General features: G+C 70.8%; 17 protein-coding genes and 1 pseudogene. 15 read left to right on the top strand and 3 right to left on the bottom strand.

Annotated elements, in window-relative coordinates; genetic code table 11:
* Positions 1-32: 32 nt before the first annotated feature.
* The 8 genes from HDA41_RS16865 (at position 33) to HDA41_RS16830 (ending at position 10363) form a co-directional block, all read left to right on the top strand.
* Positions 33-734 carry a hypothetical protein gene (locus HDA41_RS16865; RefSeq protein ID WP_184984807.1) on the top strand — a complete coding sequence of 234 codons (702 nt, stop codon included), beginning with the start codon at positions 33-35 and terminating at the stop codon, positions 732-734.
* Positions 731-2080 (top strand): MFS transporter, encoded by a 1350-nt coding sequence (locus HDA41_RS16860; protein WP_184984806.1) that lies wholly within the window; start codon positions 731-733, stop codon positions 2078-2080. Before HDA41_RS16865 ends, HDA41_RS16860 begins: the two co-directional genes overlap by 4 nt.
* Positions 2081-2087: 7 nt before the next feature.
* Entirely contained in the window at positions 2088-3371 is a 1284-nt protein-coding gene (locus tag HDA41_RS16855) for an amidohydrolase (protein ID WP_184984804.1), read from the top strand.
* Complete coding sequence (locus tag HDA41_RS16850) at positions 3368-4618, top strand: ATP-grasp domain-containing protein (RefSeq protein ID WP_184984802.1); 1251 nt, start codon at positions 3368-3370, stop codon at positions 4616-4618. The genes HDA41_RS16855 and HDA41_RS16850 overlap by 4 nt, the downstream gene beginning before the upstream one ends.
* A 98-nt stretch (positions 4619-4716) precedes the next feature.
* Positions 4717-7329 (top strand): ATP-grasp domain-containing protein, encoded by a 2613-nt coding sequence (locus HDA41_RS16845; RefSeq protein WP_184984800.1) that lies wholly within the window; start codon positions 4717-4719, stop codon positions 7327-7329.
* On the top strand, positions 7326-8696 hold the full coding sequence (locus HDA41_RS16840) for an MFS transporter (protein ID WP_184984798.1): 1371 nt from the start codon (positions 7326-7328) through the stop codon (positions 8694-8696). The genes HDA41_RS16845 and HDA41_RS16840 overlap by 4 nt, the downstream gene beginning before the upstream one ends.
* Entirely contained in the window at positions 8693-9934 is a 1242-nt protein-coding gene (locus tag HDA41_RS16835; RefSeq protein ID WP_221511537.1) for an aminotransferase-like domain-containing protein, read from the top strand. The genes HDA41_RS16840 and HDA41_RS16835 overlap by 4 nt, the downstream gene beginning before the upstream one ends.
* Before the next feature lie 54 nt (positions 9935-9988).
* Positions 9989-10363, top strand: a complete 375-nt coding sequence (locus HDA41_RS16830) for a nuclear transport factor 2 family protein (protein WP_221511536.1) — start codon at positions 9989-9991, stop codon at positions 10361-10363.
* A gap of 389 nt (positions 10364-10752) precedes the next feature.
* On the opposite strand, the gene HDA41_RS16825 is transcribed toward HDA41_RS16830, so the two are convergent.
* Positions 10753-10926: a hypothetical protein gene (locus HDA41_RS16825; protein ID WP_184984796.1), complete on the bottom strand. Its 174-nt coding sequence runs from the start codon at positions 10924-10926 to the stop codon at positions 10753-10755.
* On the bottom strand, positions 10923-14300 hold the full coding sequence (locus tag HDA41_RS16820) for an AfsR/SARP family transcriptional regulator (RefSeq protein WP_184993459.1): 3378 nt from the start codon (positions 14298-14300) through the stop codon (positions 10923-10925). The genes HDA41_RS16825 and HDA41_RS16820 overlap by 4 nt, the downstream gene beginning before the upstream one ends.
* Before the next feature lie 279 nt (positions 14301-14579).
* Here HDA41_RS16820 and HDA41_RS41260 point away from each other — a divergent pair, with 279 nt between their 5' ends.
* The 3 genes from HDA41_RS41260 to HDA41_RS40630 all read left to right on the top strand — a co-directional run bounded on the left by HDA41_RS41260 (position 14580) and on the right by HDA41_RS40630 (position 18747).
* Complete coding sequence (locus HDA41_RS41260) at positions 14580-14879, top strand: trypco2 family protein (RefSeq protein ID WP_184984794.1); 300 nt, start codon at positions 14580-14582, stop codon at positions 14877-14879.
* Positions 14876-17713 carry an NACHT domain-containing protein gene (locus HDA41_RS16810; protein WP_311772146.1) on the top strand — a complete coding sequence of 946 codons (2838 nt, stop codon included), beginning with the start codon at positions 14876-14878 and terminating at the stop codon, positions 17711-17713. Before HDA41_RS41260 ends, HDA41_RS16810 begins: the two co-directional genes overlap by 4 nt.
* Positions 17714-17817: 104 nt before the next feature.
* The gene (locus tag HDA41_RS40630; protein WP_221511534.1) at positions 17818-18747 is read left to right on the top strand and encodes a DUF6801 domain-containing protein; all 930 of its coding nucleotides are present in this window, start codon (positions 17818-17820) and stop codon (positions 18745-18747) included.
* A 126-nt stretch (positions 18748-18873) separates the two neighbouring features.
* Here the strand turns inward: HDA41_RS40630 and HDA41_RS41250 are convergent.
* Positions 18874-19029 (bottom strand): annotated as a pseudogene (locus HDA41_RS41250) (calcium-binding protein); the annotation flags it as partial.
* Between the two features lie 155 nt (positions 19030-19184).
* Between HDA41_RS41250 and HDA41_RS16800 the strand changes: the two are divergent.
* The 4 genes from HDA41_RS16800 (at position 19185) to HDA41_RS16785 (ending at position 23720) form a co-directional block, all read left to right on the top strand.
* Positions 19185-19667, top strand: coding sequence for a hypothetical protein (locus tag HDA41_RS16800; protein ID WP_184984791.1), 483 nt, complete (start codon positions 19185-19187; stop codon positions 19665-19667).
* A gap of 35 nt (positions 19668-19702) precedes the next feature.
* The gene (locus HDA41_RS16795; protein ID WP_184984789.1) at positions 19703-20398 is read left to right on the top strand and encodes a hypothetical protein; all 696 of its coding nucleotides are present in this window, start codon (positions 19703-19705) and stop codon (positions 20396-20398) included.
* A 121-nt stretch (positions 20399-20519) separates the two neighbouring features.
* Entirely contained in the window at positions 20520-21359 is an 840-nt protein-coding gene (locus HDA41_RS16790; protein WP_184984788.1) for a transporter substrate-binding domain-containing protein, read from the top strand.
* A gap of 1356 nt (positions 21360-22715) precedes the next feature.
* On the top strand, positions 22716-23720 hold the full coding sequence (locus HDA41_RS16785) for an ABC transporter substrate-binding protein (RefSeq protein ID WP_184984787.1): 1005 nt from the start codon (positions 22716-22718) through the stop codon (positions 23718-23720).
* Positions 23721-23737 lie beyond the last annotated feature (17 nt).

The following is a 23737-nucleotide window of genomic DNA, read 5'->3' as shown; positions in this document are numbered from 1 at the left end:
GCACAACGCGACGAACGTGAGGAACGAAGTACATGACGACGGGAACCGGTCCCGGGCAGTGGCGCGTCGACTTCGACGCCGAGGTGGTCTTCAGCAACGGGGGATCACTGCGGACCGAGGGCTTTCGCCTCGACATCCCCGGTGACGACATCGACGACGCGGAGCTCGGCGAGCTGCTGGTGCGGCACCTGGGTCTGCTGATGGTCGGCAGCACGTCCATCGGCCGCAAGGAACTGATCCGGGAACCGCACAAGGGCTCGCGGAACACCGAGGCGGCGGACAGCGGGCCGGGCCGCCGCACGGTGGATCTCACCGGCCCCGGAACCCGCCTCGACCGGCCCGCCGGGGCACCGCCCGGCCTGGAGGGCATGGTCGACCTGCCCGTCGCCCTGGTCCGGCTCTCGGGCGCCGCCCGGCCCGTCGCCGACCGGCTCGCGCTCGCCGCGTTCGAGCCGGCCGGGCACGCCGTCGTCATCGACACGGGCGGCGCGGACGGCCCCTGCCTGACCCCGGACGCCGTCGCGCTCCTCGCCGAGCGGGGCGCCGCCCTGGTGGCCACGGACGGCGGCCACCGGCACGGACCCGTGGCGGAGGCGCTCGCCGCGGCCGGACTGCCCCTGCTCACCGGCCTGACCGGCCTGGCGGAGCTGCCCGCCGCCGGCGCACGGCTGCACGCCGTTCCGTACCCGGCCGCCGACGGCGAGGGCGTCCGGGTCTACGGGGTGACGCGATGAGCGCCCCCGGCACACACCCCACCCCCTCGGACGCGCCCACGGGCCCCACGGCCGTCGCCCCGTCGGCGTCCGTGGGGGCCGACCCCAAGCGGAAGCCGCGCCGGGAACTGCTCGCGGCGAGCGTCGGCTCCGTCGTGGAGGCCTACGACTGGACCATCTACGGCGTCCTCGCCCCGTACTTCGCCGAGCAGCTCTTCCCCGGCTCCTCGCCCACCGCACGGCTGATCGCCGCCTACCTCGGCTTCGCGCTGGGTTTCCTGGTGCGCCCCCTCGGCAGCGTGATCATCGGGCGGCTCACCGACACCCGGGGGCGCCGCTTCGGGCTCACCCTGACCGTCGGCCTGATCGCGGCCGGCTCGCTGGTCCTCGCGATCGTCCCCGGCCACGCGGCCATCGGGATCGGGGCCCCGCTCATCGTGGTCGCCGCCCGCCTGGTGCAGGGGCTGTCCGTCGGGGCCGAGAACCCCACCGCCGCCGCCTACGTCACCGAGACCGCGCCCGACCGCCACCGCTACTTCTACAGCGCGGTCTCCTACGGCGGCGTGGTCCTCGGCAGCGCCCTGTCGTTCATCGTCCTCAGCGTGCTCCTCGGCGTGTTCGGCGAGGCGGGAGTCGAGGACGGCGCCTGGCGTCTGGCCTTCGTCTTCGGGGCCCTGCTCGGTCTGACGGCCCTGTGGATCAGGCGAGGCGCCGCCGAGAGCGAGGTCTTCGCCGAGGACGCGCGCGAGCGCGGCGGGGTGAGTCCGTGGCCCGTGCTGCGGTCCCATCTCCGCCAGCTCGCCGTGGTGTTCGGCATCGCCTCCGGAGCGACCACCGTCTTCTACTTCCTCACCGTCGACTTTCCCGCCTACGCCCAGGACGCGGGCGCGGCCTCCAAGGAGGAGGCGTCCGGGGCCCTGCTGCTCGGCATGGCGGCCCTCCTCACCGGCATGCTCGGCGCGGGCCGGGTGGCCGACCGGATCGGGGCGCTCCCCGTCCTGCGGATCGGCTTCGCCGGCCTCGCCTTCGGCTCCGTCCCGCTCCTGGCCGGCATGGTCGCGGGCCGCGTACCCGTACAACTCGTCACGGTGGTCCTGCTGTTCCTGCTGGGCATGCCCCTCGCCGTCAGCAACGTCTTCGTGGGCCGGCTGTTCCCGCCCGCCGTCCGCGCGGTCGCCGTCGGCCTGCCGACCGCCCTCGCGATCAGCCTGTTCGGCGGCACCTTCCCGGCCCTCGCCGAGCTGCTGCGCTCCGCGGACCACGGCGACTGGGTGCCGTGGTGGCCCGCGATCACGTGCGCGGCAGCGCTGCTCGCCTCCTGGGGTGTACGCGAACACCCCCTCCCCGCAAACCCCATCCCCGAGTGAGGACCCCATGGACGCCTTGACCGCGGTGCTCGACGCACTGGACCCGCTGCTCCCCGGCCTGGAGGCCGACTACAAGGACCTGCACGCCCACCCCGAACTCGCCTTCCAGGAGAAGCGGACGGCGGCGCTGGTCGCGGAGCGGCTGGCGGCGCAGGGAGGCTGGGAGGTCACCACCGGCGTCGGACGCACCGGAGTCGTCGGTGTCCTGCGCAACGGCGAGGGCCCGGTGGTCATGCTGCGGGCCGACATGGACGCGCTGCCGGTGAAGGAGGCCACCGGCCTGCCGTACGCGAGCACCGTGACCGCGACCGACGACTCCGGCACCGAGGTGCCGGTGATGCACGCCTGCGGCCACGACATGCACGTCGCCGCCCTGATCGGCGCCTGCGCGCTGCTCGCCGCCCGCACGGACCACTGGAAGGGCACGGTCGTGGCCGTCTTCCAGCCCGGGGAGGAGAGCGGATACGGCGCCCGCGCCATGGTCGACGACGGTCTGTTCGAGCGCTTCCCGCACCCGGACGTCGTCCTGGGGCAGCACGTCGGCCCCGGCCCCGTCGGCCTCCTCGCCACCTGCCCCGGCACCGTCATGGGCGCCACGGACTCCATCACCGTGAAGCTGTTCGGCCGTGGCGGACACGGCTCCAAGCCCGAAGCCGCGGTGGACCCGGTCGTCATGGCCTCGTCCCTGGTCCTGCGGCTGCAGACCATCGCCTCACGGGAGATCGCCGCCCAGGAGCCGGTGGTGGTCACCGTGGGACGGCTCCAGGCGGGCACGACGGCCGCGGTCATCCCGGACACGGCCGAACTCGGCATCAACGTCCGCACCAGCTCGGCCCCGGTGCGCGACAAGGTGCTCGCCGCCATCGAGCGGCTGGCCAGGGCGGAGTCGGCAGCGGCCGGCGCGACCGCCGACCCGGACATCACCTCCGTCTACCACCTGCCGATGACCGTCAACGACACGGCGGCCGCCGAGCGGGTCGCCGACGCCCACCGCAAGGCCTTCGGCGACGGCGCCGTGATGACCATGGGGCCGACCACCGCCAGTGAGGACTTCGGCATCCTGGCGACGGCGGCCAAGGTGCCGTCGGTGTACTGGTTCTACGGCGGTCTCGACCCGGAGGTGTTCTCCGCCGCGTTCGCCGCCGGCCGTCTGGACGAGGACATCCCGCAGAACCACTCGTCCACCTTCGCCCCGCAGGCCGGCCCCGCCCTGAACATCGGCGTCAGGTCGATGGTGGCCGCCGCGCTGTCCTGGCTGGACGCCTCGCCGGCGGACGGGACGGCGGCATGACCGAGTCCCTGCCGCATGTGATGGTCCTGCACCGCTGGCGGGACACCCACGCGCTGTACGCCGACTACATCGACCACCGGACCCACCGGGTCACCTACATCAGCACCGAGACCGGCCGGGCCTCGATACCCGAGGGCGCCGAGGCCGTCGTCACCGTCGGCCTCACCGACGACCTGCCCGCCGTGCGGGCGGTCGTCACCACGCTCGTCGAGAAGTACGGCGTACCCCAGTCGCTGCTCGCCCTCAACGAGGGCGACCTCGACACGGCGGCGCTCGTCCGCGAGGAGTTCCAGATCACCGGGCAGACGCCGGCGGAACTCTCGGTCTTCCGCGACAAGCTGCTGATGTGCAGGACGGTGGCGGCCGCCGGGCTGCCGGTGCCGGAGTTCGCCCACGCCCCGGACCTCGCCACCGTGCGGGAGTTCGGCCGTACCCACGGCTGGCCACTGATCTGCAAGCCCCGTCGCGGCACCGCGAGCAGGGGCGTGGTCCGGTTCGACTCGGAGGCCGACCTGGACGCGGTCCCCGAGCTCGCCGGCGAACTGGCCGCCGAGCCCTTCCTGGTCCAGGCGTACGTGGACGCGCCGATCCTGCACATCGACGGCCTGTGGGAGGGCGACGCGCTCGGCAGCTGGACCGCGTCGCGCTACGTGGGCGGCACCTGCGCGGACTTCACCCAGGGCAACTGGCTGGGCTCGGTCGAGGAGGACGACCCGGTGCTGCTCGCCGCCGTGGAGTCGTTCGCGGCCGCCGTCGGCGCCGCGCTGGGCGGGAACCGGCCCTGGGTCTTCCACCTGGAGGCCTTCGTCACCCGAGGAGCGGACGGCGGGCCCGCCCTGGTGTTCCTGGAGTCCGGGGCCCGCGTCGGCGGCGGCGAGATCCCGTTCACCTGGCGGGACGTCCACGGTGTCGACCTGATGGCCGCCGCGGCCGACATCCAGCTCGGACGGGTGCCGGTCCTGCCGCCCCTGAAGACCGGCGAGGCCGGCGGCTACCTGCTGCTCCCGCTGCCGGTGCCGGCCCCCTGCCTCGTCGAACGCGCCGACTGGATCACGCCGCCCGCCGAGGGCCGCGAGCCGTACGCGGTGCTGCACGTGCCCGTCGGCCGGCGGGTGCCCCCCATCAGCGGTTACGAGCACGTGGGCACCCGATTCCGGTTCCGCGGCCCCTCCACCGCCGCGGTGGAGGAAGCCATCGAGGCCGCCGCGCACGGCTTCCGGCTCACCTGCACTCCGCTGGACGCATGACCGACCGGTGCCCCGGGGCGCACCGGCACCACTCGCACCACCTCTCGCGTCGGGGCTCCGTACCGCCCCGCATCGGAAAGGAACACACCGTGTCCGTCATGACCGCCGAACGCCCACGCGTCATCCTGGTCGGCAGCCGCATACGTCAGTACCGGGAGTACGCACTCGCCTCGCTCGCCGCGAAGTACGAGGTCACCCTGATCGCCCCCGAGGCGCCCAGCTGGCAGGCGAAGTACGTCGAAACCCACCGGATCGCCGACACGACGGACGCGCACAAGCTGTTCCCCTCCGTCGCCGACCTCCGCGGCGAGGTGGCCGAAGCCGCCGTCGTCACCTGGGACGAGTGGTCGCTCGCCGCCGTCTCCGCGGTGGCCGCGCGGCTCGGCATGCGGGCCATGGACCCGGCCGCGGCCAAGATCTGCCGGGACAAGTACGCCGCCCGCAAGGCGCTGGAGGCCGCGGGCATGGCCACCGTCCGCAACGCGCCGGCGGCGAGCGAGGACGAGGCCGTCGCCGCCGCCGAGGCCATCGGCTTCCCCGTCGTCGTCAAGCCCCGCACGCTCGGCGGCGGCTTCGGCGTCATGGCGGCCCGGGACGCGGACGGCGTGCGCCAGGCCTACCGCCTCGCCGCCGCCAGCCGCCTCCAGGGCGCCGGCACCGCCGACACCGTGCTCGTCGAGGAGTTCGTCGAGGGCCCGGAACTGAGCATCGACAGCACCGTCGTGGACGGCGTCGTCACCCCGGTGTGCGTCGCCCGCAAACGCATCGGGCCGCAGCCGTACTTCGAGGAGGTCGGCCACCTGGTCACCGCCTGGCAGGACGAGCCCTGGGCGGACGCGGTCACAGAGCTGGCCGGGAACGCGCACCGGGCCATCGGCGTCGACTACGGCGTCACCCACACCGAGGTGCGCCTCAGCGCCGAAGGACCGCGGCTCATCGAGCTCAACGGGCGGCTCGGCGGCGACCTCATCCCGCACCTCCACCAGCTCGCCACCGGCGTCGACCTGGCCCGGGCCGCCGCCGAGATCGCCTTCGAGCGCACCCCCGACCTCACCCCGACCCGCGCGCTCAGCGCCGAGATCCGGTTCCTGTACCCCTCGTACGACGGCACGGTCGACCGAGTCGTCCTGCCCGACCCGGCGGAGATCGACGGACTGGTCGAGGCCGTGGCCCTCGCCGAGCCCGGCGACGAGCTCCAGCTCCCGCCGCGCGGCCTGACCCCCCGCTCCGCCGCCCTCATCGCCGTCGGCGAGACGCCGGACGCGACCCGGCGAGCCCTGGACCGCGCCGAGGGCCGCTCCCGCACCGAGGTGACCGGCGCGAGCACCCACCGGCTCGGGGCACGCGTGGAGAACGCCGTCACCCGGCGCTTCTTCGACCACGAGCGCACGGCGGCCCGCATGTCGGTCTCCGGCGTGCGCGGCGTCGAGTGGTTCCGCTACGGCGCCGGCGGCGGCGAGGGCCTCAACCGCCCCGTCTTCCTCAGCGCGGACGACGTGGCGGGCCTCGAACGCGACCTCAACGGGCTCTTCGAGCTCCTGAAGTCGGTCCCCGAGCGGCTGTTCGGCGGCGACCTGCGCGCCTTCGCCAAGGCCGTCGGCATGAGCGAGACCCAGACCGACCTGGTGCTGCGCGGCGCGGCCGACGAGATCCCCCCGCTGTCCCGGGCCGATCTCTACCGCGAGACCGACGGCTTCCGCCTCATGGAGCTGAACACCGGCTCCTCGCTGGGCGGCTGGCAGATGGGCGAGTTCGCGCGCGCCCTGATCAAGGACGAGGAATTCGCGGCCTTCGCCGCCGAGGAGAACCTCGTCTTCCCCGACCCGCTGGCCCGCATCACCGATGTGCTGCGCCGTCAGGCCCCGGCCCTCGCCGCGATCGAGCGGCCCCTGCTCGCCATCACGGACTGGCCCGCCGGCTTCGAGAAGTCCAAGTGCTGGATGGAGTTCGTCGTCCCCGCGTTCGAGGCCCTCGGCTTCGAGCCCGTCGTCTGCCATCTCGGTGACTTCACCTACGAGGACGGCCGTGTCCTGCACCAGGGCCGCCGCGTCGACGTCGTCTACCGCATGTTCCTGCCCGGGGAGATGCCCGACGAGCCGGGCACGTACGCCCTCGTCGACCCGCTCCTCGACGCCGCCGAGGCGGGCAACGTCGAGCTGTTCGCCTCGCTCGACTGCGAGCTGTACGGCAACAAGGGCAGCCTGGCCATGCTCAGTGACGAGCGCAACAGGGCCGCCTTCAGCGCGGACGAGCGCGCCCTCATCGACCGGATCCTGCCGTGGACCCGCTTCGTGCGCGACGAGAAGGTCACCTTCGAGGGCGAGAAGATCGACCTGCTGCCGTACGCCGTCGCCAACAAGGACCTCCTCGTCCTCAAGCCCACGCTCCTCTACGGAGGGGTGGGCGTCACCACCGGCTGGACCACCGACCAGAAGGAGTGGGTGGAGACGCTGCACCAGGCCGTGGGCGGCCCCTTCGTCCTCCAGCGGCGCCTGCTGCCCACCACCGAGCGGTTCCTGTCCGACGACGGCGTCACCACCCAGGACATGGCCGTCGCCTACGGCACGCTCATGGTGGACGGAAAGTACGCCGGCACGCTGGCCCGTGGCGTCACCGATCCGGCCGTCGGCATCGTCAGCATGCTGCGCGGCGCCCAGATCGGCTGCGCCTTCCACGTGGCGGAGCCGGCCGACGGCGAGGGGGAACGATGACCGAGTCGACCGATTCGGCGGGTTCCGCGGGCTCGGAGGATTCAGCGGATTCCGGCGACGGCGCACCGGCCGCCGTCGCCGGGGGGCGCGAGCGCAGCGCGCTGTGGCGTGACGCCGAGTTCATGAAGTTCTGGACGGGTGAGGGGATCTCCCAGATCGGCGCCCAGGTCACCACCCTGGCGCTGCCCCTGACCGCGGTGCTCACCCTGGACGCGACCTCCTCCGAGGTCGGCCTGGTGAACGCCGCCTCCTACGCCCCGTTCCTGCTCGTCACCCTGCTGGTCGGGGTCTGGGTGGACCGCGTCCGCAAACGGCCGCTGATGATCGCGGCCAACGCGGGCCGGGCCCTCCTCGTCAGCGCGGTCCCCCTGCTCGCCGTACTCGACCTGCTGCGCATCGAGTTCGTGTACGTGGCCGCCCTCCTCATCGGCGTGCTCACCGTCGTCTTCGACGTCGCCTACCAGTCGTACCTGCCGACCCTGATCGGCAAGGAACACCTGGTGGAGGGCAACAGCAAGCTCCAGGGCACCAGTTCCCTCGCGCAGATCGGCGGGCCCGGCCTCGCCGGCCTGCTCATCGGCTGGGCCACGGCCCCGTACGCGCTGCTCATCAACGGCGGCTCGTACCTGGTGTCCGTGGTGTCCCTGCTCGCGATCCGGCGGCCCGAGCCACCGCCCGCCCAGCCCGAACAGCGCACCGGACTGTGGAGGAGCGTCGGCGACGGCATCCGGATCATCTGGCAGAGCGCCCATCTGCGGGCCTGCGCCCTGCAGTCCGGGCTCTACAACATGTGCTGGATGTCGCTCCAGACCGTCTTCGTGCTGTACGCGGCCCGACGCCTGGACCTGTCACCCGGCACCATCGGGCTGCTGCTCGGCACGGGCGCGGTGGGCTCGCTGGGCGGCTCCCTGGTGGCCAGAGGGCTGAAGCGGGTGATGGGGCTCGGCCCTGCCATCCTGGGGGCGCTCCTGCTGTGCTGTGTGGCCCCCGTGGTCATCCCGCTGGCCCCGGCGAACGGCGGGATCGTCACGCTGGCGCTGATGGTCGCCGCGTTCGCGCTGATCGGCGCCGGCGGCACGATGGCCAACATCCACATCATCAGCCTGCGCCAGTCGATCACCCCGGACGAGCTGCTCGGCCGGATGAACGCCGGCTACCGCTTCGTGTCCTGGGGGATGCTTCCGCTGGGGGCGCTCATCGGCGGCTGGCTCGGCGACCTGATCGGCCTGCGCGAGACGCTCTTCGTGACCGCGGCGGCCTTCCTCTCCGCGGTGCTGGTGGTGTTCCTGTCCCCGGTGTGGCGGCTGAAGGATTTCCCCGCCCAGATCGGCACGTCGCCCGAGACGACGGCGGCGGTGGGATCGTGACGGAGACGAGGGGGACCGGGGAGACGAGGGAGACCACGACACCCGGGTTCGGGCATCTGCTCGCGAGGCGCACCGCCTGGGGCCGCTCGGACGCGATCGGCCGCATTCTCGCCGCGGCGAACGCGCCGGGCGTGCTGTCGATGGCGGGCGGTATCCCGGCACCCGACAGCTTCCCCGTGTCCAGGCTGGCGGCGGTCACCGACCGGGTGCTCTCCCGGTCGGCGGCCGCCGCCCTCCAGTACGCCCCGACGGAGGGCGTCGCCGCCATGCGCGAGGCGGTGGCCGCGCGCGCCGGGGAGACCGGCGCGGCGGTCGGCGCGGAGCGGGTGATGGTCACCTGCGGCAGCCAGCAGGGCCTCGACCTGGTCGCCCGGACCCTGCTGGACGAGGGCGACCTCGTGGCCCTGGACGACCCCGGCTATCTGGGCGCCGTCCAGGCCTTCCGGGGCGCCGGAGCCCAGCTGCTGCCCCTTCCCACCGACCGGGACGGGATGCGGGTGGACATCCTGGAGGACCGGCTGGCCGCCGGCGCCAGGCCCAAACTCGTCTATGTCGTACCGCACTTCCACAACCCCACCGGGGGCGTGCTCGACGAGGAACGGCGGCGCGCGCTGGCCGGGCTCGCGGAACGGTACGGCTTCCTCGTCGTCGAGGACGACCCGTACGGCGACCTGGCGTTCGACGGGGAGCGGCTGCCGTCCACGGACGTCCACAGCGACCGCGTCATCCGGCTGATGAGCCTGTCGAAGACGCTGTGCCCGGGACTGCGGGTGGCCGGCCTGACCGCGCCCGCCGGCCTGATCGGCGAACTGGTGGCGGCCAAGCAGAGCAGTGACCTCCAGACCAACACCTTCGGCCAGTACGTGCTGGCCGAACTCCTCGGTGACCCGTCGTTCCTCCCCGCCCACCTCACCCGGCTGCGCACCCTGTACGGGGACAAGGCGCGGGCGACGGCGGCGCTGCTGCGGGAGCGGCTGCCCTGGCTCGTCTTCGACGATCCGCGCGGCGGCCTGTTCTTCTGGTGCACCGTCGACGACCCCCAGGTCACCTCGGACCTGCTGTACGAGCACGCCCTGGCGCAGGGGATCGCCATCGTGCCCGGCAAGCCGTTCTGCATCGAGCAGGACGGCTCCCGGGTGCTCCGGCTGTCCTTCGCCACCCTTGACGAGGAGCAGCGGCAGGAGGGCGTCTCCCGGCTGGCGGCGGCCTTCGCCAAGGCCCGCGCCGACGCGGGCTGAACCCCGCGCTCCCCGACGCATCCCGCACACGGCACGCTACGAAGGAGCACGGTCGTGACAACACGCACACACCCCTCGGTGACCGCGGACTGGCTCGTGGGCCGACTGTTCCAGGTGGTCGACTCCCGCATGTGGGACGAGCTCGGCGAGGTCTTCGCCGACGACGCGGTCTACGAGCGCCCCGGCTATCCGGCCCTGGAGGGCCTGGACCGGATCCGCCACTTCTACGAGCACGAGCGGATCATCGCCTCGGGTGCGCACGAGGTCGACCAGGTGACGGGCGGGCTCGCGGCCGCGGCCTGCTGGGGCCGCTTCCGGGGGGCCGCCAAGGACGGAGCCCCGCTGGACGAGGGCTTCGCCGACACCTACCTGGTGCGCGACGGGAAGATCGCGTACCGCAGGACGTACTTCTACCGCCCCGCGATCTGACACGGCGAGTCACCGCTCGTTTCGATACAGCCGGGCGCCGCGTACGACGTGGATGTCGTCGTCACGGTGAGGCCGACGGCCAAGGCGCTGAGCAGTGCTGCCGACAGCGGTCGCCGCATGGTGAACTCCCTGTTCTCCATCGCCCTTTCGGGACTCGCCGTGGCAGCGGCGGACGCCCCGGCCTGCTCGCCGGGCGGGCAACAGCGGCGGCTACCGGCGGCGTCCGCAGACAGCGGGCGACCACGCCGAAGTCGGCGCGGATGGAGGGCAGGACCAGAGCCGGTCCTGGCGGCCGGGAACCAGAGGCGCTGTCCACGCTCTGTACGCGCACCCGCGCAAGCGGCCCCGGGGAGATCCCCGGGGCCGCTGTGCGGCGAGGTGTGTGTCTGTCACGCCGCCTGTCTGCGCAGCGTCTTGGCGGTGACCGCGAGTCCGGCGAGGACGGCTGCCACGAGGGTGCCGATGACGGCGATGGTGAGGGCGGTCCGCCGGGGCATGCGTCTGTCGGCGAACCGGCAGCACCCCTCATGGAAGGTTCCGGGCACGGCCGGCGCGAGCGTCACCAGTCGAGATCCTTGTACTCCTCCTCCGGTACACCGACGCGTGAGAAGACGCCAAGTGCCTGTTGTCTCATAGGGCCTGCGGCAGCGTCCTCGTTCTTGTGGAGGGAGCGGCTGAGGGCAGCCAAGGTGCGGGCTTCGCCCAGCTGGTGGCCGGTCTGGCGGTGTATGGCCAGTGCCTCGAGGCCGAGGGTGACGGCTGTGGAGTGTGCCGCCTCGCACTCCGCTGTTTCGCACAGGGCTGTCAGGGCCTGACCCTCCACCACCCGGAACGAGTGTTCGCGCGCCAGGCCCAGAGCCTGCTCGGCATGGCTGCGAGCCTCGTCGTACCGGCCCAGCTCCTTGTGTGTGAGGGAGAGGCCCAGGGTGCAGTCCGCCTCGATACGTCTGTATCCCGACTCGCGGGCCAGGGCGAGAGCCTGCCTACCGGCCCGCACCGATCGGTCGAATCGGGCCAGCCTTCGGTGGGCGGCGGCGATCGTGTTGAGGATGCCGGCCTGGATCCAGCGCCGCCCTCTGTCCTTGCCCATGGCAAAGGCGCGCTCGGCCTGTTCCAACGCCTCGTCGTGGCGGCCGAACTCGATGTTGATCCTCGCGACTGCGTCGAGCATCATGGCGCGGTCGTTGCGGTATCCGCCCTTCGTGGCGGGGGTGACCCAGGGGCCGAGGGCGTCAAGGCCGTCGGTCAGACGGCCGAGTTCCCAGTACACCCAGCCCAGATTCTGCAGAGCCAGGCTGTGGTCGTTCCAGCCGATCTCCTTGTTTCTGCTGATGGCCGATTCAAGGTGTGCGGCAGCCTCGCCCAGCCGGCCCAGGTCCCGGCAGGTCACACCGAGGACGACCAACCCCAACGCTTCAAGGTGAAGATTTCCGGCGCCACGGGCGATCCGCAAACCGGTGGTGACATGCTTGCGCGCGCTGTCGAGACGCGCCATGCTCCATTCGGCCTGGGCCATGCCGCCGAGCCCCGCCGCCTCGCCCGCCGCCCAACCGAGCTCCCGACTGATTTCCCGAACGCGTCGGTGGTGATCCATCGCCTGCCTGCCGCGTCCCCGGTCCGACTTGAGCAGTCCGAGGCTGCTGTGCATGGCCGCCTGGCCGAACAGGTCGCCTTCGGCCGTGGCGGCGTCCAGCGCGGTCTGCGCGGTGTCCTGCCACGTCGCCCGCGGCAGGTGGAGCCAGAAGTAGCCGAACAGTGCGTTGACCAGGTGCCAGGCGACTGGGCGGGGACCGTGGCGGCCGGCGTGGTGGATGACGGCGAGCAGATTCGCCCGCTCGGCATCCAGCCACTGCCCCGCTCCGGCAGCGGGGGGAACGCCCGGCTGATCGCCTGGGGCGAGTTCGGGAGGCAGCTCCGGGAAGAGCCAGCTTCCTCCAACGGCCCGAGCGGCACTCAGGTACCAGATCAGGACACGGTTCAACGCGGCCCCACGATCCGCTGCCGTTTCCTCCACCTGCGCACGGTCCTGCGCGTACTCACGGAGGAGATCATGGAAGCGGTATCGGCCCGGCGTCGCGGATTCGACCAGGTGGGCAGCGGCCAAAGCGCTGAGCAGTCGTCGGGCCTGCGGCAGCGGCACGTCCAAGAGGGATGCCGCGACCTCGGCGGTGAAGTCCGGCCCGGGGAACAGGCCGAGCAGACGGAACAGTCGGCGTGCGGCAAAGGACAGGACTCGGAACGACGCGGAAAATGCCGTACGCAGAGGGGAGTTGTCGACACCGTCCGGCTCGAGCGCCTCCAGCCGGCTGCCCGCGGACATCTCGGCGACCAGGTCGGCCAGACGCAGGCCCGGATCGCCTGCCAACCTGGCGGCGGCCACGCGCAACGCAAGCGGAAGACTGCCGCACAGCCGGATCAGTTCGTCGGCCGCGAGCGGTTCGGCGTTCACTCGGTCCGCGCCGAGTGTCTGGCTCAGCAGCGCGAAGGCCTCGGCGGGCGGCAGGAAGTCCAGCGGCAGGGTGTGTGCCCCGTCGCGGGCCACGAGATCGCCGAGCCGGTTACGACTGGTGACGACGACGCAGCAGGACGCACTGCCCGGGAGCAGCGGGCGGACCTGCTCCGCCGAGGCCGCGTTGTCCAGCAGAAGGAGCAGGCGCTGGTCAGCCAGCAGGGTCCGGTATACGCGGGCCTGGGCCTCGGCGTTCAGGGGGATCTCCGGCGCCCCCAGGCCCAGGCTCCGCAGCAGCAGCTCGAGGGCTTCGCCGGCCTTGAGCGGCGGCCGGTCGTGGTCGAATCCGTGCAAGTTCACATACAACTGGCCGTCCGGGAAGCGGTCACGCACCTGGTGCGCCCAGTGCACCGCCAGAGCGGTCTTGCCGATGCCTGCGGCACCGCCGATGGCCGAGATGACCACGGTCTTCGTCGGCCCCTGCCCCTGCTCGGGCGGAAGCAACGCGTGCAGTCTGGCGAGTTCGTCGGTGCGGCCGACGAACCCTGCGGCGTCGTGGGGCAGCTCGGCCGGCACCAACGGTGCGCTGTCGCGTGTCGGTGGACCGGAGCGTACTGGTGGTCCTGGTCGCGACGGCGCGGCTGCTGCCGGATCATCGCGGTGGATGAGTCCGGAGAGCGTCGGCGCGGGTGGAGCAGCCGGATCGAGGAGGCAGGAGCCGTCCTGCCGCAGCACTGCCTCGTACACGCGGCGGAGCTCCTCACCCGGATCGACGCCGAGCTCGTCGCGCAGTCGTACGCGCATGTCCGCATAGGCGTTGAGCGCTTCCGCCTGACGTGCGCAGCCGTACAGAGCCCGCATGCGCAACGCCAGCAGTGACTCGTCGTACCGGTCGGAGGCGGACATCACGGCGAGGTCGTCCAGGGCATCGCCGAACCGTCCGAGCCGAACCAGGCAGTCGAGTCGCTCCAGCCGGAGCACTCGTCGGCGTTCCGACAGCCGCTCCCGCTCGGCCTGCGCGTACGGTCCTGACAGGTTGGCCAAGGGCTCCCCCCGGAACAGTGCGAGCGCTGCGGACAGCTGGTCCGTCGCGGTGTCCAGATCGCCCGACGCCTTTGTGCGCAGCGCCGCATCACCCAGTTCGGTCACGTCCGCGACATCGAGCCGGATCCCGTCGGCGACGAAGCGGTACCAGCCCTTGCCGCTGCGGATCACCGACTCGGTGTGCCGGGTGTTCTCCGCGTCGAGCGCCCTGCGCAGCGGGTTGACGTGACTGGCCAGCACCTTGTGACCGGATGCCGGTGGCTGCGACCCCCACACCCCGTCGAGCAGTTGCCCGTGGCTCACCACAGCCCCCTGACGGAGCAGCAATGCTGCCAATACTGCCTGCCGCTTGACAGGCCCCAGATCCAGTGGTGCTCCGTCCCGCCAGGCTTGTAACGGCCCGAGCACCGCGATCCGAAGCCGCTGAGAAGGTCCGCTGTCCATCTCCCAGCCCCCGATTCCGTACATCATCAAAAATTCATCCGCGTTGCAGCGTGTTCCGACATGGTGGCAGAGACACGACTGAGAACCACTGAGAGGGACGGAGGCCGGCGGGCACAGAGGTTCGCCCTGGTCGGGAACCGGGAATGCCACGCAGTGAAGTGCGGCACCGACCTTTTCGAAAGACGCCCGGTCGTGGCGCTGAAGAGCAAGAGAAGTTCGCTGCTGCTACGAAGCGGTCGTTTTCGTCGCAGCCCTAGCACAGTTGACAGGGGGTCTGGTGTGGTCGAGTTGGCCAGAGTGATCAGGGATTTACGGGAGGAGCTCGAGCGGGCGATCGTCGCAGCGGAAGGCGAGGCACTGCGCTTCGAGTTGGGGCCGATCGAGCTGGATCTGTCGGTCGAGCTCGAGCGATCCGGGCAGGCCGGGGCGAAAGTGCGGTTCTGGGTGGTGGAGTCAGGTGCGGACGCGGCGGTGAGGGCGACCTCGGCCCAGCGCATCTCACTGACGCTCCAGCCGACCCTGGCAGGGGCGAGCGATCCGCTGTTGATCTCCGGCCGCGCCGGCGCACACGAGCAGTGAGTTTCGCTGTGGGCGGGGCAGTCGAGCCGGATGGGCTCGACCGGCGGCGGGCGGTCCAGGTCATCACCACGTGTGGCGCGGGCCCGGGACGGCGCGGGTCGGGTTACCAGGTGACCGGGAATCTGGTGCTCACGGCCGCACATGTGCTGTGTGACGCGACGTCGGTTCAGGTGCGCTTTCTCACCGAGGACGGCGGTACGCGGGAGGTGTACGGCAAGCCGGTCCTTGCGGACTCCGCCTCGGACATCGCGCTGATCAGGATTCCGGACGACCCGAGCGCCGGGGGACTGTCCGCTGACGACGTCGCGCCGGTGCGGTTCGCCCGCGCCACGCGGACGGTCGACTGCGAAGCGCTGGGATTCCCGAGGTTCAGGCTGCGTACGGATGCCGCGTCGTCGGACAGCGGTGAGCCTGTGCGGTACCGGGATTCACACCACGCCCGCGGTGACACCAGCCCGTTGTCGTACATGCGCACGGGCCGTCTCGAGATAACTCTGCATTCCTCTCCGGAGTACGACCCCGAGCGGGGCCGTTCCCCATGGGAAGGGATGTCGGGTGCCCCGGTGTGGAGCGGAGGGTGCCTGATCGGGGTCATCAGTGAGCACCATCGCCCGGACGGGCTCGGCACGCTCGCCGCCATCCCGGTGGAGCGCTGGTTCAAGGACCTGACTCCGACCCGGATCAAGGAACTCGGCGAGCTGATCGGTCTGCCGGCGCATGCCGGCCAACTCCAACGGCTGCCGAGCCCATCGCCGGGCGCGCCGGAACTGAGGGAGGAGGCCGAGCGACTCGCCGCCAGGGTGGCGGGACAATGGGAGAAGGAGTGGCGGCGGAGGAAGGTGCACGACCCGTACCCGCTCCCCGTGCGCTTCCGGAACGCCGACACGGGCTTCGACCACTGGGCCAGTATTCGCAATGCCCCGCCCGGGTCGGATCCGGGACCGCTCGCACTGGCCGGCCGCCTCAACGAGATCGTGAAGGTGTACCGGTCCGTCCCGTCCCGCCGACTGGTGGTGCTGGGTGCGGCCGGGTCGGGCAAGACGATCCTGACCCTGCGCTTCGTCCGCGACTGGTTGCGCGACCGTGCCCCCTACGACCGTGTACCGGTGGTCTTCAGTCTGGCTTCATGGGATCCGACCACGATCTCGCTGCGCGACTGGATGTGCCACCAGCTGGTGCGCGACCACGACCTCGCGACTCCAGCCGCCCCGGGAGGGAATCCCGCCGGCGCCCTGATCGACAGGGGCTGGATCCTGCCTGTGCTGGACGGTTTCGACGAGATCGCGAGCGGCCTGCGGCATGCGGCGCTCAAGGAGCTCGACCGGACCACCACCTCGCTGCTCCTCACCAGCCGTCCCGAGGAATACGCCGAGGCCGTGCAGAACCGCCCGCTGCCCAAGGCCGCCATCATCGAGCTGGACGACCTCGCCCTGGAGGACATCGCGCCCTACCTGCCTCGCGCCAGCAGGCCGGGCCCGGACGGCGGCCTGCACAACACCGTGTGGAAACCCGTCCTGGACGAACTGCGCGAACACCCGCGCCGCCCGGGTGCGGCGAACCTGGCCACGGTGCTCACCACTCCGCTGATGGTCGCCATGGCCCGCACCATCTACAGCGACGCCCGTGGGCGCGACCCTCAAGAACTCCTGAACACCGCCAGGTTCGCCACCCCCGAAGCCCTGCAGAAGCATCTCCTGGCGGCGTTCACACCCGCTGCCTACGAGCCCTTGCCGGCCGACAACGACAGCGGCATCGACCGTCGCCGCCGACGGCACTGGAACCCCGACCGTGCCCAGCACTGGCTCGGCTACCTCGCCGCGCACCTGGACCAACTCGGCAGAGCACGCACGGGCGTTCCCGAACGTGACCTCGCCTGGTGGCAACTGGGCACGACGATGCGCCGTTCGTCGCGCGTGCTCGTCATCGGGTTCCTGGCCGCACTGGCCCTCGGGGTGACGACCGCGGTCGGAAACGTGCCCGTGAACCTGATCGCTACACCGCTCGGGCTCGAGTTCGCGCTCGCGCGGGGGCTCGTGGTCGGGCTCCTGCACGGGCTCGTGAACGGGCTGCTCTTCGGGTTCGTGTACGGGTTCGTCTCCCGAGGGGCCGTCGAGCCGTCGCGCGTACGCATACAGGTCTTCGGCAGGACCGGGGAATGGCGAGCGAAGGTCGCTCTCCGGTTCAAGCTCGGACTCATGGGCGGGGTCTCTCTCGCGCTCGCGGTGTTGTTCCTGGACAGGGTGGTGGTCGAGTCACTGGGGCTGGGGGACGGGCTTGACGGCGGGCTGGTGGGTGGCCTCCTGTTCGTGCCCGGGCTGGGGCTCGGGGCCGGGCTGGTGCTCGGGTTCATGGCCTGGCTGGAAGTTCCCATCGACACCGAATCCGGCGTCAACTCCTCCGAGCTGTTGAGCCAGGACCGCAGGAACGTGGTCGTCTACATGCTTGTGTGGGCGCTCGTGTTCGGGCTGGGGGTTGGATTCGCCCAGGGAGCCGTGGACGGGCCTGTGTGGGGTTTCCTGGTGGGGCTCGGGTTCGGGCTCGAAGCCGCGTTCGGGGGCGGGCTCGCGTACGGGCTCAGTTTCACCACGTGGGGTCAGTGGGTGGCCCTCGTGCGTATATGGCTGCCGCTCACAGGGCAATTGCCCTGGCGGCTGATCGCTTTCCTTGATGACGCGTGCGAGCGAAGTGTGTTGCGCCAGGCCGGCGCGGTCTACCAATTCCGCCACGCTCAACTCCAAGATCACCTGGCACAGGTCTTCCTGGCAGGTCGCGAAGGGCGCGACCGGAGACCCGTCGACTCCGCCGAGTCGCATGCCGAGATCAGCACGATCTGAGGGCGGCCAATGTCGTGCCCGCCGACGTTGCCACGGTGGCCACCTTGGCCGACCCGCAGTGCGTAATTCATCCGAGAGATCCGAAAGCCCTGACAGGGATCAGAATGAGAACTGACAAGAAAATTCAGAACCTGCGTGAGCGGCGGGCCTCGGCCCGTGCTGTCCTGAACGGTCCAGTAGCGCTTCGCTCCCTTCGATGGACGACGGCTGTGGCGGTTGCGGGCGGAATTGTGGGAGTTCCGGGAGCCGGAACCGCCGTCGCGGACCCGGTGTCGCTCACCTTGCGGTACACATGCTCAACTCCGTTGATCGACGATCTGCCTGTCACGGTCAGGATCGATGCGGATATCCCGGAGTCGGCCGTGGTCGGACAGCCCACCCCGGAATTCGTCGTCAACGTGGCGGTGCCGGTCGACTCGGGCGCCACGAAGATGCTGGGCAAGATCGGTGTGAAGACCATCGAGGGCATGGTGGACGCGAAGGCACGGGTGGCTGCCCCGGAGGGCGACACCAAGGTGACCTTGCCGTTCAGCGTGAAGGCCGTTATCCCGGTGTCCGGGTCGTTCAACGTCAAGGCGACCGGCTCCGCGCCTGCGCTCACCTTCACGCAGCCGGGCACCGCGAAGGTCACCGTCGGCGATCTCGTCGCGCATCTCACTCCGAAGGACGCGAGTGGTGACGTGACGTTCCCGGGCAAGATCGATGCGCGATGCGCGATAGCCGCGGGGCAGAAGAACGTTCTGGCGTCATTCCGGATCACTGGGGTCGGAACGACGACTGGCCCGTCCACGTCCGGGACCACGGGCACGACCGGCGCGGCCGCCTCCGGCACATCGGAAACCGATGAGACCGCATCAGGCGTGACCGCGGCCAAGCCGAATGGTGTGCTTCCCCAGACAGGAGCAGGCGCCACCCCGTGGCTGCTCGGCGGCGCCGGTCTGCTGCTGGCCGCCGGCGCAGGCGCGATCCTCACCGTACGCCGAACCCGTACGGATGGCGGCGCCGGCGACGCCGCCGAGACCTCAGCAGTCTGATTCAAGCTCTGCACGGCCAGGTGTGAGTGTCTGATCAGGTGGCGGGTGCCCTTGGGGCAGCAGGCTGTGTACGCCCCGTCCGGCGTCGTTGATGTCAGCTGTGGATGTAAGAAGCCTTCTGATCCTGTCAACGTAGTCGCCGGCGGCCTTGGCGGAGGCCGTCGTGGTGGTGCCCGCGAAGGCATAGCGCCAGTAGCCGTCGGCGGATGCGGCGACGGTGGTCCTCAGGGTGCCGGTGCTGCTTGTGGTGACGGTCTGGACCGTGGTGCAGGTGCTGGTGCCCGCACCCGGACGGGGCGGCGTAGGTGAGGAAGACGTAGGTCGGGCCCGTGTCGGGTTTCCAGGTGTGGCGCGGGCGGGGCTTGGGTAACTCCCTTTCCCCACAGGTCCGTTGCGGACCGATGCTGTCATGCCCAACTGTGGCGGAGGACGCTCACATGCCCGATCTCATGGCCCTGGCGGCTCAGATAGCCCCATACCTCACACTCGCCGCCGCCTCTATGGGGCAGACCTTCCTCACCTCCGTGCAGACCCGGATCGCCGACAGCGCGGTGGACCGGGGGCGGTTCTTCCTGGAGCGTGCGCTGAAGAAGGGGGAGACGGAGCAGACCGGGGCGACAGAGGAGACGGGCGTGTCCGCCCGTGAGGTCCAGGACCTCGTCGAGAAGCTGAGCGCGGTTGACCGTGCGGCCCTGGAGACGGCGCTGGGGCAGTGGCTCGCCGACTCCGAGAGCCGCGACCACGCGGGCCGTCCGACCGCGGCGGCCCTGGAGCGGCACATCCGCACGCAGGCCGCGCTGGTCCAGTCGGGACCGATCATCTTCAGCGTGCAGGCCACCGGGCCGGGCGCCCAGGCGTTCGGGCAGGTCGTGGGAGACGTACACGTGGGGTACCGGCCCGAGGCCGGGGACGGAAGATGACGGCGCCTTCACCCGATGGGCAGAGCAAGTGCAACGTGCGCAGCGATGGCCCGAACGCGCTCAGCGTCGGCCAGATCGTGGGGAACCTGATCCTGAAGTTCTTCACCGGCGTGGGGAACGTGGAGAAGTGGAGCGTATGGAACTGGGTCCCCTGCGGGTTCGCCCTGGGGCTGTGCGCCTTCTCGGTGCTGCCCATGCCGGAAGGGCCCTGGACCCAGTTCGTCTGGGCGGCCGTGTGTCTGGTGCTTCCCCTGGCCGCCACGTTCTGGCGGGCCATATGGGGACGTGAGCGCGCCATATGGTTGCGGGCCCTGGTGTCATGGGGCTCCGTCGCGCTCGCGGTCATCGGCCTGGCCCAGATGCTCTATCTCCGGGCGCACGGTGAGGTCGACGTCACGGGCAGCACCCGGATCAAACCCCGGTCCTCGGTCGGCGACGGCGCGGCCCTGCTGATCACCGTGGACAGCGGGACGGTCCGTCGCCACCTGCGCCTGACCCTCGGCGTCGCGGAAGGCTCCGTCGGCACCCAGTCCTGCGCACCGGACACCACCTTCGACGTCGCGCTCGCCGGACAGCACCCCGAGGACGAGAACCGCTCGCTCACCTCCGGCACGACCGCCGACATCGCCCTTGGCGGGCAGTCGACCGACGTACGCGTCGTCGTGACCGTGCACACCCTGGCCGGCTGCCTGATGGACATCTCCGTGGACAACGCCGTCCTCCACGACTGACGCGACGCCTCCAGTGAGGGCGAAAGACGACATGCGAACGAGACGGGCGAATGAGGGGGACAGGACGATGACCACCCGGCCTACAGACAGGAAGGCACGACGAACCCGAGCGCGGTGGGCCATGGCCCTGGGCGCGGCCGGTCTCCTGACCGTCTCCGCCTGTTCCGATTCCGAGCCCAGCTTCCTCGGCAAGGCTCGCATCACCATCGCGCACAAGAATGACCAGCCGGGCACCTCCTACAAGCCTGACTACAACTACTCCGGCTTCGACTACCTCCTGGGTCGCCGCATCATCGACGAGTTGGGGATCAAGGCGACCCGCCCCGCCGACGTGCCGTCCGACGAGCGGGTCACCGCCATCACCGAGGGCGACGCCGACCTGGTGATCGCGACGTTCTCGATCACGGACGAACGCATGAAACTGATCGACTTCGTCGGCCCCTACGCCATCACCTATCAAGGCTTCATGGTGGCCAAGGACGGCGACGACATCCACACCGTCGAGGACCTGCACGGGCACCGCGTGTGCACGTGGAAGGGCACCACCTCCGCCGAGGTCCTGGCCGGCCAGGCCTACGAGGACATCGAGACGTACGTGCGCGATGACGCCTCCGACTGCCTCGACGACATCCGGCAGGGACGGGCGGACGCGGTCTCCACGGACCAGCTGATCCTCTACGGCTTCGCCGGCCAGTACGCCGCCGAGGGGCTGCGGGTCCTGCCCGGCGAGACCATCGGCCCTCCCCAGTACTACGGCATCGGCATGCCCAAGAACCACCGGGCCGACTGCGGGAGACTGCGCGAGATCGTGAAGAGGTACGTCGGCAGCAGCGACTGGCTCGCGGACCTCAAGGAGTCGCTGAGCCTGATCCCGGCGAACGAGAAGGACTGGCAGACGCAGTACCGCCCCAGCGACGCGGCCATCGACGCCAGATCGTGCCGGGACCGGACGAGCCCATGAACCCACGACATCGCCCAGCTCTTCCAGCGCTTCGCCGCCTGCGCGGTGGGCGCACCACCGCCGCGGTACGGGCCGGCTCAGAGCGGCGTGGCGATGAGGCTTCCCGGCCGCATGTGTGCTGAATCCGTTTCGCGAGGGCAGCCGGCGTCAGAGACTGTCGACGTGTCCGTCCGCGCCCGCTCGCGCGGCGGATCGCCAGGAATGCGCTGGTTCATGGCCGGCGAGACAGCGTCCGGAGCTGAATCCGGGTGTGCAGCCTCAGCCTGCGCACGATGCCCGGCTCCTCAGGGGTGCGCACCGTGCGCTGAGGGGCGCCGCCCCAGCCGAGCCGAACCGAGCCGTGCCGTGGTCCGGGCGCGGGGCGCCCGGCGTTCGGGCTCCCGTCCCGTGGGCGGTAGCTGGGAGGGACGGGCCGCACGGACCGCGGTGCTGCCGGATCTGTCGCCGTCATGACGGTGCCCTCATTTCGCGGCTCCGACCCGGACCAGCGTGCAAGGAGGACCGCTAGCGGGCCGATCGTCCGGGATGTCGCACAGAGTTCGATACTTCGTTCAGCGATCGAAAGGTATGGCCCTGACTGCCGAGCGTCAATATCTCCGCCGAAGAAGGCGCTTTCGCGCCGGGCGACCGGCAGGCCGTCACCCTGGCCCGCTGCCCCGCGTTACCCAAACGTAATGGCCTGCTTCTCGCGAAACCTCTTGACCAGGGGGGACGGCGGGCGCTCATATGACCTCCCCATCACTGACCACTTGAGGGAGGTACGGCCGTGGCACATCCGGCGCACAGCAGCACCTCCCTGGCAGGTCGCGGCCCACGATTAGACGGCACTTCCTGTTGCGGAAGCCGGGCGAGATGAGCGCCCGTACTCCCCGCGGCGCCGCCGAGTCCGGGTTCGCGTCCCGGAGCCGGAGTTCTCGGCGCCTGCGCTGAGTGCGGTCCGACAGGATCTCTTCGCGGTGGCGAAACGGATCCGCGCCCTGCTCCTGGAGCCATCGAGGAGTGGGACGGGCGGGCCCGACCGGAACGCCTCCGGTCGCCATCGAGCCCGGACTCATCGCCCGCGTCGGCCGGGCGATGGCAGCGCCACGACCACTTCGCCGGCCCCTCCCTGATCCCGCCCTGCCCGCCGATCCGCTCCTCCGGCGCCGCGTACACCGCCGGTTCCCACCCCTGGCATCCGGCCGTTCCCGGCCTCACCCCCCTGACCACCCTCTGACGGCACGCGCCACGCATGTTCAATATTTCGAACGTCGGTCGGTCCTCAGAACATCACCACTTCCACGGTTTCCGACGGAACGTCAGAAGCCGCAGCGACCGAGTCCAATCCCCGGGCCGGCTCAACGAAGGAGATCAAGCATGCTCAGCAGAAGGAACTTCCTCACCGCGGCGGTCGGCGTGGCGGCTGCGACCGGACTCGCGGCCTGCGCCAAGGAGGACGGCAACTCCGCCGCCGCCGCCGGCAGCGGCAGCAAGGCGATCACCCTCGGCTTCTCCCAGGTCGGCTCGGAGAGCGGCTGGCGCACCGCCAACAGCGACTCGGTGAAGTCGGCCGCGAAGGAGGCGGGCTACACCCTCAAGTTCTCCGACGCCCAGCAGAAGCAGGAGAACCAGATCTCCGCGATCCGCAACTACATCGCGCAGAAGGTCGACGTCATCGCCTTCTCGCCGGTGGTCGTCACGGGCTGGGACGCGGTGCTCAAGGAGGCCAAGGCCGCGAAGATCCCGGTGGTCCTCACCGACCGCTCCGTCGAGACCTCCGACGACTCCCTGTACGTGACCCTGGTGGGCTCCGACTTCACGGACGAGGGCCGGCGCGCCGCCAAGATCCTGGAGAAGGTCCTGGAGAAGGCGGGCCACAAGGGCGCCGTGAAGATCGCCCAGCTGGAGGGCACCACCGGCGCCGCCCCCGCGATCGAGCGCGCCAAGGGCTTCAAGGAGGTCATGGACGCGGACCACGCGGACGACTGGAAGGTCGTCGTCAGCCAGACCGGTGACTTCACCCGCGCCGGCGGCAAGCAGGTCATGGCGGCCTTCCTCCAGTCCAACCCGGACATCAACGTGCTCTTCGCGCACAACGACGACATGGCCATCGGCGCCATCCAGTCCATCGAGGCGGCCGGCAAGAAGCCCGGCAAGGACATCCTCATCGTCTCCATCGACGGCGTGAAGGACGGCTTCGTCGCCATGTCCGAAGGCAAGATCAACGCCATCGTCGAGTGCAACCCGCTGCTCGGCCCGCAGTTGATGGAGGTCGTGAAGAAGGTCAAGGACGGCGAGACGGTCGAACGCTGGATCAAGACCAAGGAGAGCGACTTCATGCAGGACCAGGCCAAGGACGCGCTCCCCACCCGCAAGTACTGACCGACCGTCCCCACCGG

Source organism: Streptomyces caelestis (assembly GCF_014205255.1).
Taxonomy (GTDB): Bacteria; Actinomycetota; Actinomycetes; order Streptomycetales; family Streptomycetaceae; genus Streptomyces; species Streptomyces caelestis.
This window is presented reverse-complemented; position numbering and strand designations above follow the sequence as displayed.

Bases quoted from the DNA above. Each gene is read 5' to 3' on its own strand.
- HDA41_RS16865 (WP_184984807.1), top strand. From the start codon at position 33: ATGACGACGGGAACCGGTCCCGGGCAGTGGCGCGTCGACTTCGACGCC.
- HDA41_RS16860 (WP_184984806.1), top strand. From the start codon at position 731: ATGAGCGCCCCCGGCACACACCCCACCCCCTCGGACGCGCCCACGGGC.
- HDA41_RS16855 (WP_184984804.1), top strand. From the start codon at position 2,088: ATGGACGCCTTGACCGCGGTGCTCGACGCACTGGACCCGCTGCTCCCC.
- HDA41_RS16850 (WP_184984802.1), top strand. From the start codon at position 3,368: ATGACCGAGTCCCTGCCGCATGTGATGGTCCTGCACCGCTGGCGGGAC.
- HDA41_RS16845 (WP_184984800.1), top strand. From the start codon at position 4,717: ATGACCGCCGAACGCCCACGCGTCATCCTGGTCGGCAGCCGCATACGT.
- HDA41_RS16840 (WP_184984798.1), top strand. From the start codon at position 7,326: ATGACCGAGTCGACCGATTCGGCGGGTTCCGCGGGCTCGGAGGATTCA.
- HDA41_RS16820 (WP_184993459.1), bottom strand. From the start codon at position 14,300: ATGGACAGCGGACCTTCTCAGCGGCTTCGGATCGCGGTGCTCGGGCCG.
- HDA41_RS40630 (WP_221511534.1), top strand. From the start codon at position 17,818: ATGAGAACTGACAAGAAAATTCAGAACCTGCGTGAGCGGCGGGCCTCG.
- HDA41_RS16800 (WP_184984791.1), top strand. From the start codon at position 19,185: ATGCCCGATCTCATGGCCCTGGCGGCTCAGATAGCCCCATACCTCACA.
- HDA41_RS16790 (WP_184984788.1), top strand. From the start codon at position 20,520: ATGGCCCTGGGCGCGGCCGGTCTCCTGACCGTCTCCGCCTGTTCCGAT.
- HDA41_RS16785 (WP_184984787.1), top strand. From the start codon at position 22,716: ATGCTCAGCAGAAGGAACTTCCTCACCGCGGCGGTCGGCGTGGCGGCT.